This window comes from Pseudoclavibacter sp. VKM Ac-2867, assembly GCF_015351275.1.
In the GTDB taxonomy this organism is placed as follows: domain Bacteria; phylum Actinomycetota; class Actinomycetes; order Actinomycetales; family Microbacteriaceae; genus Pseudoclavibacter.
This window is the reverse complement of record NZ_JADKSL010000006.1, coordinates 91,591-106,166: the sequence shown is the minus strand read 5'-3', so window position 1 is coordinate 106,166 and position 14,576 is coordinate 91,591. Positions and strand designations below refer to the sequence as shown.

11 protein-coding genes are annotated in these 14,576 nt (G+C 69.4%); 3 read left to right on the top strand and 8 right to left on the bottom strand.

Going from position 1 to position 14,576, the window contains the following annotated elements; genetic code table 11:
- Positions 1-3: 3 nt before the first annotated feature.
- From ITJ67_RS07860 to ITJ67_RS07850, 3 genes are all read right to left on the bottom strand, one after another.
- Complete coding sequence (locus tag ITJ67_RS07860) at positions 4-1,605, bottom strand: ABC transporter substrate-binding protein (protein ID WP_194677265.1); 1,602 nt, start codon at positions 1,603-1,605, stop codon at positions 4-6.
- Between the two features lie 133 nt (positions 1,606-1,738).
- A complete protein-coding gene (locus ITJ67_RS07855; protein ID WP_194677264.1) occupies positions 1,739-2,377 on the bottom strand; it encodes an alpha/beta hydrolase in 639 nt (212 codons plus the stop codon).
- A complete protein-coding gene (locus tag ITJ67_RS07850; RefSeq protein ID WP_194677263.1) occupies positions 2,374-3,258 on the bottom strand; it encodes a VOC family protein in 885 nt (294 codons plus the stop codon). The genes ITJ67_RS07855 and ITJ67_RS07850 overlap by 4 nt, the downstream gene beginning before the upstream one ends.
- A 60-nt stretch (positions 3,259-3,318) precedes the next feature.
- Here ITJ67_RS07850 and ITJ67_RS07845 point away from each other — a divergent pair, with 60 nt between their 5' ends.
- Positions 3,319-4,017: a MarR family transcriptional regulator gene (locus ITJ67_RS07845; RefSeq protein WP_160071666.1), complete on the top strand. Its 699-nt coding sequence runs from the start codon at positions 3,319-3,321 to the stop codon at positions 4,015-4,017.
- A gap of 118 nt (positions 4,018-4,135) precedes the next feature.
- Here ITJ67_RS07845 and aceB read toward each other — a convergent pair whose 3' ends face one another.
- Together aceB and aceA are read right to left on the bottom strand one after the other, a co-directional pair.
- Positions 4,136-5,803 carry a malate synthase A gene (gene aceB, locus ITJ67_RS07840; protein WP_160071665.1) on the bottom strand — a complete coding sequence of 556 codons (1,668 nt, stop codon included), beginning with the start codon at positions 5,801-5,803 and terminating at the stop codon, positions 4,136-4,138.
- A 94-nt stretch (positions 5,804-5,897) separates the two neighbouring features.
- Positions 5,898-7,208 (bottom strand): isocitrate lyase, encoded by a 1,311-nt coding sequence (aceA, locus tag ITJ67_RS07835; protein WP_194677262.1) that lies wholly within the window; start codon positions 7,206-7,208, stop codon positions 5,898-5,900.
- A 134-nt stretch (positions 7,209-7,342) separates the two neighbouring features.
- Here aceA and ITJ67_RS07830 point away from each other — a divergent pair, with 134 nt between their 5' ends.
- Positions 7,343-8,806 (top strand): helix-turn-helix transcriptional regulator, encoded by a 1,464-nt coding sequence (locus tag ITJ67_RS07830; protein WP_194677261.1) that lies wholly within the window; start codon positions 7,343-7,345, stop codon positions 8,804-8,806.
- On the opposite strand, the gene ITJ67_RS07825 is transcribed toward ITJ67_RS07830, so the two are convergent.
- Together ITJ67_RS07825 and ITJ67_RS07820 are read right to left on the bottom strand one after the other, a co-directional pair.
- Positions 8,758-10,167: an NtaA/DmoA family FMN-dependent monooxygenase gene (locus tag ITJ67_RS07825; RefSeq protein WP_194677260.1), complete on the bottom strand. Its 1,410-nt coding sequence runs from the start codon at positions 10,165-10,167 to the stop codon at positions 8,758-8,760. The genes ITJ67_RS07830 and ITJ67_RS07825 overlap by 49 nt on opposite strands.
- Complete coding sequence (locus ITJ67_RS07820; protein ID WP_194677259.1) at positions 10,164-11,411, bottom strand: LLM class flavin-dependent oxidoreductase; 1,248 nt, start codon at positions 11,409-11,411, stop codon at positions 10,164-10,166. The genes ITJ67_RS07825 and ITJ67_RS07820 overlap by 4 nt, the downstream gene beginning before the upstream one ends.
- 191 nt (positions 11,412-11,602) lie before the next feature.
- Here ITJ67_RS07820 and ITJ67_RS07815 point away from each other — a divergent pair, with 191 nt between their 5' ends.
- Positions 11,603-13,309, top strand: coding sequence for a cation:proton antiporter (locus ITJ67_RS07815; protein WP_194677258.1), 1,707 nt, complete (start codon positions 11,603-11,605; stop codon positions 13,307-13,309).
- 128 nt (positions 13,310-13,437) lie between these two features.
- Here the strand turns inward: ITJ67_RS07815 and ITJ67_RS07810 are convergent, their stop codons facing one another.
- On the bottom strand, positions 13,438-14,568 hold the full coding sequence (locus ITJ67_RS07810; protein ID WP_160071658.1) for a hypothetical protein: 1,131 nt from the start codon (positions 14,566-14,568) through the stop codon (positions 13,438-13,440).
- Between the last annotated feature and the right edge of the window lie 8 nt (positions 14,569-14,576).

The window sequence follows — 14,576 nt, the reverse complement described above, 5'->3', positions numbered from 1 at the left end:
CGGTTACTCCGCGGCCTTCCAGGCTGCTGAGAAGTCGAGCCTGCTGGACGCCTCGAACTGCACTCCCTGGACGCCGGGCGCCTGGATGAGGTTCGTGGAGAGCTGGATGACGGGGACGGCGTAGCCCTCCTCGAGCAGCTGGGTGACGGCCGCGTCGACCTCGGTCTGGCGCGCATCCGCATCGACGATGGCGGCCTGCGAGTTCAGCACCTCGTCGATCGGGCCGACCTCGCGGTAGTTGTACTTGTTGCCGCCCTCAGCCGAGAAGAACACGCGGAGCGCGTCCGGGTCGGCGCGCGTGATGTTCGCCCAGGTGAACGGCTGCGTGCCGTCGTTGATCGCGGTCACGTCGGCGATGGGAGCCTCGCGGAGCTGGAGGTCGATGCCGACGGCGGCGAGCTGGACCTGCACCTGCTCGAGGACGTTGGTGGTCGGCTGCCAGTAGGCGAGCTCGAAGCTCAGCTTCTGGCCGTCCTTCTCGCGGACGCCGTCCGCGCCTTCGAGCCAGCCGGCTTCGTCGAGCAGCTTCGCGGCGTCCTCGACGTTGTACTCGAGGATGTCGCTCTGGTCGCTGTAGTAGGGCGTCGACGTGGCGAGCACACTCGTGGCTGGGCTGTCCTCTGGCGTCAGGAGGGCGAGGAGCTCCTCGCGGTTGATGCTCTTCTGCACGGCGAGGCGCACGTTCTTGTCGGAGAGGATCGGGTGCGAGGCATTCGGGATGAGGTTGTAGACGACGCCGGGGTTGGCGCGGTTCTGCACGTTCGCGCCGGCGCCCTTGAGTGCGTCGAGGTCGACGAAGGAGACGTCGGTCGAGACGTCGAGCTGGCCGGACTGGAGCGACCCGGTGAGCGTCGATGCCTCCGGGATGACGGAGTACGTGATCGTGTCGAGGTAGGGACGCTCGGTGTTGCCGGTCGTCGATGCACCCCACGCGTAGTCCTCGCGGGCGGCGAGGACCGTCTCGGCGTTGGGGGTGTAGCTCTCGACGGAGAAGGGCCCTGAGCCGATGAAGTCGCCAGCGCAGCGCGCTTCCTGGCTGAGCTTCGTGCTCTCGGTGGAGACGAGCCCGAGCGTGAAGGTGGAGGTCGCCTGCAGGAACTGCGCGGACGGCTCGGCGAAGGTATAAGTCACCGTCTGCGGGTCCACGACGGTGACCGACTCGAGGCCGGCGAGGTACAGGTTGCCGAGCGGCGACTTCGCGCCGAGCGCCTGGACGCCCTCCGCGTTGGCCTTGACGGCTTCGGCGTCGATGGGCGTGCCGTCGGCGAAGGTCGGCCCCTCGGCGAGCGTGAAGGTGAACTCCCTCGCGTCGTCCGAGATCTCCCAGGACTCAGCGAGCCACGGAAGCACTTCGCCGGTCTCGACGTCCTGCGTCGTGAGCGACGCGACGGTCTGGCGGGCGATGTTGACGTTGTTGTTGTTGCCGACCTGGGCCGGGTCGATGCATCCGATGTCGCTGAGGATGCCGACGCGCAGGTTGCCACCCTGGACGGGCTCTGCGTCGGCCGCCGGAACCGCTCCAGACTGCGCCGCGCACGAGGCGAGCGCCATCATCCCGACCGCGGCGAGGGCGGCGGCGGAGAGCGGTCTGGTCGAGCGGGTCATCTGGACTCCTTCTAGGCGGAACGCATCCCACTTGCGGGATCGGCCCCAGGTACGGGGATGTCCAGAGACTAGGAAGACGGCCGCCCACTCAGGTGGACGGCCGAAATCTCAGGTACCAGGAGGACACGCAGGGTCACATTGCGCTGAGGAACCCGGCGAGGTCTTCCAGCTCCTGCGGCGAGATGCCGTGCGCAAGGCCCGGGTAGACGTGCTCGCTGGCCGTCGCGTGATCGGACAGCCACGCGGTGGTCCGGTCGAAGGTGGCGTCGCTGATGATCGGGTCCCGGTCCCCACGCCCGAAGAACACGGGTGGGCGGATGCTGGTGAGCTCCTCGTCGCCCGGCTGCTCGCCCTGGAGGGAGAAGCCGGAGAGGACAGCTCCGCGCTCGAAGCGCTGCGGCTCCCGGCGAAGCAGCTGGGTCACCATGAGCCCGCCCTGCGAGAAGCCGATCGGGATGACGCTCGCGGCCGGTGCCGTGTTCCGGTCGAGCCAGGCGAGCACGGCGTCCGTGGCCGCTGCGGCTTTGGCCGGGTCGGGCAGGCCGGGCCGGTCGATGGGCACCCAGGCGTATGAGCCGACCTCGGCGGGCGTCTTCTCTCGGAGGACGAGGGGCGCACGCAGGGACGCCCAGTCGAAGCCGTCGCCGAGGGTCGGCAGGAGGCTCGTGAGGTCGTCCTCGTGCGACCCGTAGCCGTGCATGAGCAGGAGGATCGGCCGCTTGCCCGAGGCATCGATCGACGAGAGGGCTGTGCTGATCGCGAGCTCGCTCATGCTGCGACTGCCTGCTCACGCGTGCGGAGCACGACTTCGGAGCGCCAGGGGTCCAGCACGGTGATGGTCGCCCCATCGTCGGCGAACTGAAGGCCGGCGCCGCGGAGCCGGTCGGCGACCGCGTCGAGCTCGGTCCGTTCTGGAACCTCGATCGTGAGCTGGCCGAGCCCCAGGGTCGCGGCTCGGGGTCCGGCGCCTGCGCTGTTCCAGACGTTGAGGGCGATGTGGTGGTGGTAGCCGCCCGCGCTCACGAAGAGCGCTCCCGGATAGGTGGTCGTCGTCTCGAAGCCGAGGGTGTCGACGTAGAAGCTCTTGGCCGTGTCGACGTCGCCGACCTGCAGGTGCACGTGGCCGACGTCCGCCGCGGCCTTCTGGGGCGCATCCGCGGTGTCTTCGACGAGATTGGCTCGCAGGTAGGCGTTGGGATCGAGGAACTCGGTGGACATGGCGATGCGCCCGGCGGCGTCGAGCCACGTGTCACGCGGACGGTCGGTGTAGAGCTCGATGCCGTTGCCCTCTGGGTCGGTGAAGTAGAAGGCCTCGCTGACGTGGTGGTCGGAGGATCCGACGAACTGGGAGCGCGGGTGCTGGGCCGCCCGGTAGACGGTCGCGGCGAGGTCGCTCGGCGTGTCGAACAGGAGGGCGGTGTGGAAGAGCCCGGCGGCACGTCGCGGAGCGACCGGGAGGCCGGGGGTGTGCCGGAGGCGCACGAGCGGGGCGGCTCCTCGGCCGAGCGTGATCTCGCCGTCGGTCTCGGCGATCGGCTCGAGGGCGAGCGCCGTGCGGTAGTACTCGGATTGCGCGGCGAGGTCGCCGACGTGGAGTGAGACGAGGCCCATCCCGGTGCCTGCGTCGAGCTTGTCGCCATCTGATGTCGTCATGGCACGAACCGTAGCACTCAAGAACTTGCATCTACAAGTAAAAGACGCGAGGATGAAGGCATGACCGAACCCAGATGGCTCTCCGCGGACGAGCAGCACTCGTGGCTGCACTTCATCGGGGTCGTCGAGCTGCTCCCGGGTGCGCTCGACACGCAGCTCGGCAACGACGCCGGCATCACGCACTACGAGTATCTCGTGATGGCGGTCCTCTCGGAGTCGCCGGGCCGGAGTCTGCGCATGACCGACCTCGCGACGCGCACCAACGCCACGCTCCCACGCCTCTCCCGTGTTGTCCTCGGCCTGGAGCAGCGCGGTCACGTCGAGCGCACGAGCCACCCCGGCGACCGCAGGGCGAAGATCGCGAAGCTCAGCGACAGCGGCATGCTGTTCCTCGAGGAGACCGCGCCCGGCCACGTCGGCAAGGTGCGGGAGCTCATCGTGGATGCCCTCACCCCCGAGGAGTTCAGCGCGCTCGGCAGGATCTCCCAGAAGCTGCTCGACCGGATCGACCCGGAAGACCGCTTCGGCGTCCACCGGACCGCGACGGAGCCGTCAGGCTCGGACTCTGAGCCGATCGCCCGATTGGGCATCGGGGCTCCAGCGACCCGTGCGCTCGCCGGCGATGGGCAGACCCTGCTCGGCGACGTCGCCGGTGCGAGCCGCGAGCACCTGCTCTCCCTGCACGGCGTCGGCCCCCGCGCCGTCGGCATCCTCGAGGGCGCCCTCGAGGCGCGCGGACTCGCACCGCTGCAGCGCTGACGGTCCGGGCAGGAACGCGTGCAGAGGCACGGACAGAGACACGGACAGAGACGCCCGGACCGCCAGGGCCGTCAGCACCGCGGCATGCCGCAACGGCGGGCAGCGGGCTGACTCTCGCTCAGGCTGCGGCGAGGTGCGCCTCACGCTCGATGCTCCGCGCGACCGGCCGCTCGCAGAGGTGGTGCGCGTAGGCGGGGATCGTCAGGAACGTCGGGAACTCGTCGTCCAGTGAGACTCGTCGCAGGATCTGCGCGGCGGCCTCGAAGCGGTCGCCCTCGAAGCGCTGCGCGTCACTGAGGGCGCCGTCGAGCAGCGACGCGACCAGCTCACGCGTCACCACCGTGCCGGAGTCGGTCACGGTCTGTTGGGCGATCCACTGCCAGAGCTGGGAGCGTGAGATCTCCGCCGTCGCCGCATCCTCCATGAGGTCGTCGATCGCGACGGCACCCACCCCACGCAGCCAGCTCTCGATGTAGCGGAGCGCGACGGAGACATTGGCGCGCACCCCCTCATCGGTGACGTGCTTCTCCAGCGAGCGCACGTCGAGGAGCTGCGCCGCCGTGACGTCGACCTCGGAGCGGTCCCGTCCGAGCTGGTTCGGTGCCCCGCCGAGCACGGCGTCGAATTCAGTGCGTGCAACGTCGATGAGTCCCGGATGCGCGACCCACGACCCGTCGAATCCGTCACCGGCCTCCCTCGCCTTGTCGGCGCGCACCTTCTCGAGGGCACGCGCCGTGACCTCGGGCTCGCGGGAGTTCGGGATGAAGGCGCTCATGCCGCCGATTGCGTGCGCGCCCCGAGCGTGGCAGGTCCGCACGAGCAGCTCCGTGTATGCACGCATGAACGGGACCGTCATCGTGATCCGGTCACGGTTCGGGAAGACGTACTGGGGTCCGCGCGAGCGGTAGTGCTTGATGAAGCTGAAGATGTAGTCCCATCGTCCGGCGTTGAGGCCGGCGCAGTGCTCGCGGAGCTCGTAGAGGATCTCGTCCATCTCGAAGGCCGCCGGGAGCGTCTCGATGAGCACGGTCGCCCGGATCGTGCCGTGCTCGATGCCGATGGCCCGTTCCGAGAAGGTGAAGACGTCGTCCCAGAGGCGCGCCTCGAGGTGGTTCTCGAGCTTGGGCAGGTAGAAGTACGGACCGCGCCCGCGTGCCAGCAGCTCCGTGGCGTTGTGGAAGAAGTAGAGCCCGAAGTCCACGAGGGAACCGGAAGCGGGCCGCTGCTGGCCCGAGCGGTCGGTGTAGCTGAGGTGCTTCTCGACGAGGTGCCAGCCGCGAGGCCTGACGATGATGGTCGGCGTCGTGTCGGCGGTGACCGAGTACTCCTTTCCTTCTGGGCTCGTGTACTCGATGCGCTCTCTGACGGCGTCCAGCAGCGAGACCTGCCCGCCGACGATGTTCTGCCAGGTGGGGCTCGTCGCGTCCTCGAGGTCGGCCAGCCAGGCGTTCGCTCCCGAGTTGAGGGCGTTGATGGTCATCTTTCGGTCGGTGGGGCCGGTGATCTCGATGCGGCGGTCCTCGAGGCCGGGGCCGGCGCCGGCGACTCGCCAGTTCGGGTCCTCCCGCACGGCTGCCGTCTCACTCAGGAAGCGGAAGTCGCGGCCGTTCTCGACGGCTTTCCGGCCGTCCATCCTGGCGAGGAGGCGTTCGTGGCGGCGGCCCGCGAACTGGTCGTGGAGGCGCAGGACGAACTCGAGGGCTTCGCGGGTGAGTATCTCGTCGAAGCGGTCGCCGATCGGCCCCGTCACCTTCAGGCGCGGTTCTGGTGTGCTGTTCATGGTCATGGCTGCTTTCTGCGTCGATGGGTCAGGGAGGTCGTTGGGGTCAGAGAGGTCGCGGGGGTCAGAGGGGTCGCGGGAGAGCGTGACGTCGCGCGGTTCAGTGGAACTGCTCGGACTCGGTGGAGCCGACGAGCGCGAGTGTGGAGCTGGCGGGGTTGAGGCTCGAGGACAGGCGGTCGAAGTAGCCGGTGCCGACCTCGCGCTGGTGCTTCGTCGCCGTGTAGCCGTCGGCCTCGCTCGCGAACTCGGCCTCCTGGAGGTCGACGTAGGCACTCATGTGGCGGGCGCTGTAGTCGCGGGCGAGGGTATACATGGAGTGGTTGAGCGCATGGAATCCGGCAAGGGTGATGAACTGGAAGGTGTAGCCCATCGCAGCGAGCTCACGCTGGAACGCGGCGATCTGCGCGTCGTCGAGGTGTCGCTTCCAGTTGAAGGACGGCGAGCAGTTGTAGGCCAGCTTCTTGCCGGGGAACTCCGCGTGGATGCTCTCGGCGAAGGTTCGGGCCAGCTCGAGGTCGGGTTCGCCGCTCTCGACCCAGAGGAGGTCGGCGTACGGGGCGTAGGCGTGCCCGCGGGCGAGCACGGTCTCGATGCCTGGCTTCGTCTCGTAGAACCCTTCGGCGGTCCGGTCGCCCGTCAGGAACGGTCGGTCGCGCTCGTCGACATCGCTCGTGATGAGGTTCGCGGCGAGGGAGTCGGTGCGGGCGATGATGACGCTGGGCACGCCGGCGACGTCGGCGGCGAGACGGGCCGCGTTGAGGGTGCGGATGTGCTGCTGGGTCGGCACGAGGACCTTGCCGCCCATGTGACCGCACTTCTTCTCGCTCGCGAGCTGGTCTTCCCAATGCACGCCAGCGGCTCCTGCTTGGATCATGGAGGCCATGAGCTCGTAGGCATTGAGCGGGCCGCCGAAGCCCGCTTCGGCATCGGCGACGATGGGCGCGAGCCAGTCGCGGCTCGGCGCCCCGTCCTCGGCGGTCTCGATCTGGTCGGCGCGGAGGAGGGCATTGTTGATGCGGCGGACGACGGCCGGCACGGAGTTCGCCGGGTAGAGACTCTGGTCCGGGTAGGTCTGGCCGGAGAGGTTCGCGTCGGCCGCGACCTGCCACCCGGAGAGGTAGATGGCCTTGAGGCCGGCGCGCACCTGCTGCACGGCCTGGTTGCCAGTGAGGGCTCCGAGGGCAGCGACCCAGCTGCCGTCGTCGTCGTTCACGAGGTCCCAGAGGTGCTCCGCTCCTCGGCGTGCGAGCGTCTGCTCCTCGACGACACTCCCCCGCAGGGCGACGACGTCCTCGGCGGAGAAGTCGCGCGTGATGCCACTCCAGCGCGCTTCTGTCTTCCAGGCATTCTCGATGCTCGCGGCCTTCGCCTGCGCCGACTCGGTTCCGTGAGGCGTCGTCTGGTCCATGATGAGCTCCTTTGCTCGAAGAACTGGTGTTGTGTCGATCCTGCGCCGTTCTGGACGCCCGAGATGGAAACTCCGACTAGAAATCTGCCCGTTCTTCTAGCGCGCAGAAGGATGTGTGTGGCACGGTTGCGCACATGGACATCGACGTTCTGACGCTCGGCCGACGCATCCGCTCGATACGGCAGGAGCGGGGCCTCACTCTCGAGGCGCTCGGTACCGCCATCAAGCGCGCACCCTCGCAGATCTCCGCCATCGAGACAGGGAAGCGCGAGGTTCGATTGACGGAGCTGCAGGCCTTCGCGCGCCTGTTCGGGGTGAGCGTCGACGAGCTGCTCTCCGACGCCCCGCTCTCGAAGCGCGCGTCCCTCGAAGTCGAACTCGAACGCGCGCAGGCGGGCCGGATCGCGCTCGCGCTCGGCCTGGATCCGCTCCCCATCCGCCGCTCGCTGAGCGACGAGGCCATCGAGACGATCCTCGCTCTCTACGGGGAGCTCGCCAGAATCGACTCAGAGCGGGCGGCGACCCCTGAGGAGGCGCGGCGAGCCAACACCGAGCTGCGGCGTGCCATGCGCGAGCGGGACAACTACTACGCGGAACTCGAGGAGCAGGCCGCTGCGCTGCTCACGAGCGTCGGACACACGGACGGGCCGCTGTCGCAGCGCACCGCGGCCGACATCGCGGCTCACCTCGGGCTGACGCTGCACTATGTGCGCGACCTGCCCGTCTCGACCCGTTCGGTCGTCGATCGGAGGCACGGTCGCATCTACGTGCCCCTGGCCCAGTCGGCGGATGCGGACCCCCGATCGATCATCCTGCAGACCATCTCGAGCTACGTGCTCGGCCACGAGGCGCCGCGCGACTACGCGGAGTTCCTCATGCAGCGGGTCGAGACGAACTACTTCACCGGCGCGCTCCTGATCCCGGAGCTGGGCGCCGCGAAGCTCATGGGCGCGGCCCAGCAGCGTCGGGCGCTTTCGGTCGAGGACCTCCGCGACGCGTACGGCGTGAGCTACGAGACCGCCGCGCACCGGTTCACGAACCTCAGCACCCATCACCTCGGCATCCCGGTCCACTTCCTCAAGGTCAGCGAGTCCGGGGTCATCTCGAAGGCCTACGAGAACGACAGCGTCAGCTTCCCCACCGACGCGCTCGGCGCCGTGGAGGGCCAGTTCGTGTGCAGGCAGTGGAGCGCGCGACGGGTGTTCGACGTTGAGGACCGCTTCAGCCCGTACCACCAGTACACGGACAAGCCGGTCGGGACCTACTGGTGCACCTCGCGCATCCAGACCACGCCTCGGGGTACCTTCTCGGTCAGCGTCGGCACGGCCTTCGAGCACGCGAAGTGGTTCGCGGGACGCGAGACGACGCGAAGGCATACCTCCACCTGCCCGAACGGCGACTGCTGTCGCCGCCCCTCGGAGCAGCTGTCGGCGAGGTGGGCGGGCGCTTCGTTCCCGAACGCCCGACTCCACACCTCACTGCACGCGGCGATGCCGACCGGGGCGTTCCCCGGCGTCGACGAGGTGGAGGTGTACGAGTTCCTGGAGCGTCACGCCCCGCCGACACCGGCGGAGGCACCGCCAGCGCCGAGCAGCTGACCGCTGGGCGCATCCGCCGACGGCGGCTCCGCTGGCAGTCCGAGCGTCTCGCGGAGGGTGGCCCCGGGGGCGTACTCCTCGCGGTACACGCCGCGCTCCTGCAGCTCTGGGATCACTCCGTCGACGAAGCGGTCGAGCCCGTTCGGGATCAGCGAGGGCACGATGACGAACCCGTCGGACGCACCGCCCTGGACGTAGCGGGAGATCTCGTCGGCGATGTGCGACGCCGTCCCGACGAAGGTGTGCCGCGTGTTGAGCTTCACCATCAGCTCGCGCACGGTGAGCGAGTCGCGCTCCGCGATCTCCCTGAACTTGGAGATCTGGGCGCGCTGCTTGGAGAGGTCGTTCGCCTGACCGGCGCGGATGCGCTCGTCGCCCGGCTCGAGGTCGGGCAGCGGACCGTCCGGGTCGACGCCAGACAGGTCCCTCCCCCACACCTGCTCGAGCATCGCGATCGCCGTCTGCGGGCTGACCTGGGCGAGGGCCTCCTCGCGGGATCGCTCGCGGGCGTCCGCCTCCGAATCGCCGATGACGAACGTCGCTGCCGGCATGATCAGGAGAGAGTCGCGTGAGCGGCCGGCGGCAGGCAGGCGGCCCTTGACGTCGTCGTAGAACCGCTTGCCGTCTTCGAAGGCGGCGTGGAGAGAGAAGATGATCTCGGCGTTCGCCGACGCGAAGTCGCGCCCCGCCGGGGAGTCGCCGGCCTGCACGATGACCGGGTAGCGCTGGGGGCTGCGTGGCACGTTCGGGATCGTCTCGACGTCGAAGTGCTTGCCGACGTGGTTGATGCGGCTGACCCCGCCGGGGCGCAGGTACTCGCCGCGGCCGGGGTTGGCGGCGATCGCGTCCGCTTCCCACGCGTCCCAGAGGCGCTTCGAGAGCCGCACGAACTCCTCGGCCCGCTCATAGCGCTCCGCGTACTCCAGGAACCCGCCGCGGCGGAAGTTCTGACCGTGGAACGCGTCGCTCGAAGTGACGACGTTCCAGCCGGCTCGGCCTTCGGAGAGGTGATCGAGGGTCGCGAGCTGCCTCGCGAGATCTGCCGGCTCGTTGAAGGTCGAGGAGAGTGTGCCGACGAGTCCGATGTGCTCGGTGAGGCTGGCGAGTGCGGCGAGGATCACGAGCGTGTTGGGCCGCCCGACGACGTCGAGCTCGTGGATGCGCCCCTTGTGCTCGCGAAGCCGAAGCCCCTCGGCGAGGAACAGGTAGTCGAACCTGCCGCGCTCGGCCGTCTCCGCGAAGGCCCGGAAGGAGGCGAGGTCGATCTGGCTTCCTGCATCAGGGTCGGTCCAGATGGTCGTGTTGTTGACGCCGGGGAAGTGCGCCGCGAGGTGGACCTGCTTGAGGGGCGTGCCGCTCATGCGCGCTGTGCCTTTCCATCGTTGACCAGGGCACCGCGGCAGCGAGCCGCTTGGCGGTCTGCGTGGGCTGCGGCGAAGCGATTCGCGGGACGCGGTTCGAGCCCGAGCGTCTTGCGCAGGCTCGGTGACTTCTCGCGGGGGTTGGGGGGCGAGACGATGCCTCGAGCCTCCAGCATGGGGCGCACCCTGTCGACGAACTCGGCGACGTCGCCGTGGGTCAGGGGGCGGACGCGCACGCCGTCGAGGCCAGCGTCCGCGTACTTGGCGATGAGCTCGGCAGTCGTCACGTTTGATCTGACCACGACTCGGGTGTCGCTGCGGTAGCCGGAGTCAGCGCGGACGCGCTCGTCGAGCGCTCGGAAGTGCTCCTCCGTCGACCCGTCCTCGTCGCCGAGGAAGATCTCCAGGTCGGCGACGACGCGGAGGGGCTCGCCCGTGCGGCCCACGCGCTGCTCTGCCTCGCGGATCGCAGCGAGGAGCTCGGCGACCGTGGCTCGGCCAGGCGTGACGAACACGACGTCGGCCTGCCGCGCCGCGAACTCGAACGCGTCCTGCGTCTGCGCGAGCGCGAAGACCGGCGGCTGCCCCTGCGGCGAGCGCGGCACGATGGAGGGCCCCTTCACGCTGAAGTGCTCGCCCTCGAAGTCCGCGTAGTGCAGGCGGTCCGCGTCGATGAATCGGCCCGTGGGCTGGTCGCGAATGACGGCATCGTCCTCCCAGCTGTCCCAGAGCCGCCGGATGACCTCGACCGAGTCCGCCCCCTCGGCGAAGATCGCGTCGAGACCGAGTGAGCTCTTGCGTCCGAAGCTCGCCGCCTCCGCGGCACTCGCGCTGAGCTTGGCCCGAAGGCCCGCACGGCCGAGCGACACGAAGTCGAGGGTCTGGATGCTCGTAGCCGCGTGGAAGGGCTCCGCGTGCGTGAGGCCGATGGTGGGGACGAGCCCGATCCGCTTGGTGTGCGGGGCGAGGGCGGCCGCGAGCAGGGTCGCGTCGAGCGACACCTCGGCGAGATCGCGAGATGCCTCCCAGTCCGGGGCGCTCCCCTCGATCTGGTAGGCGTCCTCGAAGGTGACGTAGTCGATCCCGGCGCGCTCGGCATGCTGGACGAGATCGCGCCAGTAGCCGAGCTCCGTGAGCCGAGTCCCGTCACCGCGTGGCAGCACCGTCCACGCGGCCGGGTGCCAGCCTGCGCCCTGGAGGGCGAGCCCGACCGTGAATCGTCCGGGGCTTGGTCGTCTCGACATGATGCCTCTCTCACGGGATCCGGTGTCCGAGCACCGCGGAGCGCAGCAGCCGCGGTGTTCTGGGTTGCCCGATCGTAGTTCCGCGCGTCACAGCCAGGAGCCTGGGTGCGTCACCCGCCGAAATGGAGTGCAACATTGCGACGCGCGCGAGCGACCGGGATCACGGCCGTGGCCGATTAGTCTGCTGTTCCATGGAGCTCGAACTCGCAGTCTTCGGTGTCGCGGCGGTCCTCATCATCGTCGCCGTGGCCGCCATCGCGCCCAAGCTGGGGGTCGCGGCGCCCATCCTGCTGGTGCTCGTCGGTATCGGCGTCGGCTATCTGCCCGGGGTCCCTGACTTCGAGTTCCCCCCTGAGCTGATCCTCACGATCGTGCTGCCGCCCATCCTCTACTCGGCCGCCGTGAACGTTCCGCTGGCGGACTTCCGACGCAACCTGCGCTCCATCACGGGGCTGTCGGTGCTGCTCGTCATCATCTCGGCGTTCGGCAGCGGGCTGCTCCTCTACGCGCTCCTCCCCGACCTGAACCTCGCCGCCGCGATCGCGCTCGGGGCCGTCATCAGCCCGCCGGATGCGGTGGCCGCGACGGCGGTCGGCAAGCGGCTCGGTCTTCCTCCGCGCCTCGTGACGGTGCTCGAGGGCGAGGGCCTCGTGAACGATGCGACGGCGCTTGTCATGCTCCGCAGCGCGATCGCGGCGACGGCGGGAGCGCTGTCGTTCTGGGGAGCTGTCGGTGACTTCGTGCTCGCCGTGACCCTGGCCGTGGTGCTCGGCGCCGTGGTCGGCGCGGTCACCGTGTACGTGCGCTCCAAGCTCGACAGCGCCGTGCTGACGACGGCGATCTCCTTCACGGTGCCCTTCCTGGCCTACGTGCCGACGGAGGAGGTGGGTGGCTCCGGTGTGCTCGCGGTCGTGGTCGCGGGCCTCATCACGGGGCACGCCAGTGCGAGCCGCTTCAGCCCGCAGGATCGCATCAGCGAGCGCACGAACTGGCGCACGGCGCAGCTCCTGCTGGAGAACGGCGTCTTCCTCCTCATGGGCTTCGAACTGTCCGCGCTCATCGAGTCCGTCGACGGCGACGCAGACGGCATCGGGCTGTTGCATGCTGTCGGCATCGGCCTGCTCGCGACGATCGCGCTGGTCGTCATCCGAGTGCTGTTCGTCATCCCGCTCGTGCTCATGCTCCGAAGGGAGCAGCGCCGCGCCGAGCTCGTCGCGCCTCGCGTCGAGCAGTTCCTCAAGCGGGTGACCGCCCCAGGACTCGCGAGCGCGCGACCGCGCCTCGTCGACCGAGCCAAGCGTGCGAGCGCCGACATCGCGTTCTATCGTGACGAGGGGCTCGGCTGGCGAGGCGGGGCAGTGCTCGCGTGGTCCGGGATGCGCGGGGTCGTCACGCTCGCGGCGGCGCAGTCGCTGCCCGCCGATTTCCCGTACAGGCCGCAGCTCGTGCTGATCGCCTTCACGGTGGCGATCGTGACGCTCGTCGTGCAGGGCGGGACCCTCCCGCTCCTCATCAGGAAGCTCGGGGTCACCGGCACGGACGCCGACGCGGACGCGCGGGAGCTCGCGAGCCTCGCCGACGAGGTGTTCGACGTCGCGCGCGAGTCGCTCGCGAACCCGGAGCTTCGGCGGGCGGATGGTGGAGAGTACGACGCTGAGCTGCTTGAGCAGGTGCAGGCAGTCGCGTCCCGCATGAGTCGGCTGCTCTCGAAGCCCGTCGACCTCGACGAGGACGCGCAGGACACGCACGTGCAGCGGCGAGAGCTCACCCGCATCCTGCTCGACAACGCCCAGCTGGCGCTGCTCGATGCGAGGTCGTCAGGGAGCTACTCGTCTCGGACCATCGAGCAGGCGCAGCACCGCCTCGATGCCGAGGCCCTCCGCTTCGGTGGCGCCTGACGCGAGTTCGGCGACGCCCGACGCTACACCCTCGTGCACGACGGCGGGGTGCGGGCTCGTCCTGAGCCCGCACCCCGCCGTTTCGCTCGAGCGCCTGTCGGGCGCTGCCTTGGGCTCTGCTGGTGCGGCTACGCCGTGGCGTTCAGGGGATACCGAAGCGTCGCGGCCACCTCGGCGCCGTCGACGAGGTCGCCTCGCCGAACGGCCCTGACCTTGGCGCCGTGCTTGAGGGCGCGGGCGGCGATCTCGTCCACGATGGCGTAGGTGTGCGGGCCGGGGGTCTCGGCGCGCGTGAGCTTGCCGTCCTCGTCCAGCTCGCCCTCCAGGGTCGAGTCCATGTCGAAGTAGAGCTCGGCGACGGCGCCTTGCGAGGCCGCCTTCGCAACCTCATTGATGGAGGTGGTCGCGTGGCCGTTGCTCCGCTTCGTGCCGAACTCCTCCCGCCAGTCGTTGATCTCCCCCCGGTAGTGGTCGTCGAGGATGCCGCGCGCCTTCGCGTCGAGCTCCCCCGGCGCGAGTGAACCCGGGTGGGCGCCGATGCGCTGCTCGAGGAGCCCCGGGTACTCGTTCACGGCCCGGTAGGCGGTGTCGAAGTCGCCGGTCGCGGCGAGGATGAGCGGGGCACCCGAGTCTCGGAGAATCGGGATGACCTGCTCCTGGACGATGCGCGCGAAGCGCTCGTGCCCGATCCGGTCGCCCGTCGTTCCCTGCGCGCGCTGTCGATCGAAGCGGCCGCCGGTGGTCGTGTGCTCGAGCACCGTCGCGAGGTCGTCGGGGAGCCCCTCGATGGGCAGCTGGCGCGGCTTCGCGTCGGCGAGCACCTCGAAAAGCGTCACCTCGCCTCGAGAGAGCCCGAGCACGAAGCCGCAGTTCGGGAACGTCGTCGCGCGCAGCAGTGCGCCGACGTCGAAGCGGTCGCCAACCGCGACGTGCTGGCCGAGGCGGTTGGCGAGGCGGAAGGTGCGGAAACGGTCGGCGGACGCGAGGATGACGAGGGAGCGGGATTGAGCCCGCCAGAACTCGGGATCGGACTCGAGCTGCTTCGCTGGATCGAGGATCTTCGCGATACGCGTCCGATCCAGACCGAGAGTCTCGAGCTCCTTCGCCGCCTGGCTCACGGCGGCCCGCAACTCCAGTCGCAGGGCCTCCGACTCGCTCGGGGCACTCGAGGCCGGGATGGCGATGCTCACGCTGCCCTCGCCCCGGTACTCGGTCAGTTCAAGCAGATCTTCATGGCTAGGAATATCACTTGGCAACATCTCTGCAC

Excerpts from the sequence above, each read along its gene's own strand:
- ITJ67_RS07855 (WP_194677264.1), bottom strand. The coding sequence starts at position 2,377 with ATGAGCGAGCTCGCGATCAGCACAGCCCTCTCGTCGATCGATGCCTCG.
- ITJ67_RS07830 (WP_194677261.1), top strand. The coding sequence starts at position 7,343 with ATGGACATCGACGTTCTGACGCTCGGCCGACGCATCCGCTCGATACGG.
- ITJ67_RS07860 (WP_194677265.1), bottom strand. The coding sequence starts at position 1,605 with ATGACCCGCTCGACCAGACCGCTCTCCGCCGCCGCCCTCGCCGCGGTC.
- ITJ67_RS07810 (WP_160071658.1), bottom strand. The coding sequence starts at position 14,568 with ATGTTGCCAAGTGATATTCCTAGCCATGAAGATCTGCTTGAACTGACC.
- ITJ67_RS07815 (WP_194677258.1), top strand. The coding sequence starts at position 11,603 with ATGGAGCTCGAACTCGCAGTCTTCGGTGTCGCGGCGGTCCTCATCATC.
- ITJ67_RS07850 (WP_194677263.1), bottom strand. The coding sequence starts at position 3,258 with ATGACGACATCAGATGGCGACAAGCTCGACGCAGGCACCGGGATGGGC.
- aceB (WP_160071665.1), bottom strand. The coding sequence starts at position 5,803 with ATGACCATGAACAGCACACCAGAACCGCGCCTGAAGGTGACGGGGCCG.
- ITJ67_RS07825 (WP_194677260.1), bottom strand. The coding sequence starts at position 10,167 with ATGAGCGGCACGCCCCTCAAGCAGGTCCACCTCGCGGCGCACTTCCCC.
- ITJ67_RS07845 (WP_160071666.1), top strand. The coding sequence starts at position 3,319 with ATGACCGAACCCAGATGGCTCTCCGCGGACGAGCAGCACTCGTGGCTG.
- aceA (WP_194677262.1), bottom strand. The coding sequence starts at position 7,208 with ATGGACCAGACGACGCCTCACGGAACCGAGTCGGCGCAGGCGAAGGCC.
- ITJ67_RS07820 (WP_194677259.1), bottom strand. The coding sequence starts at position 11,411 with ATGTCGAGACGACCAAGCCCCGGACGATTCACGGTCGGGCTCGCCCTC.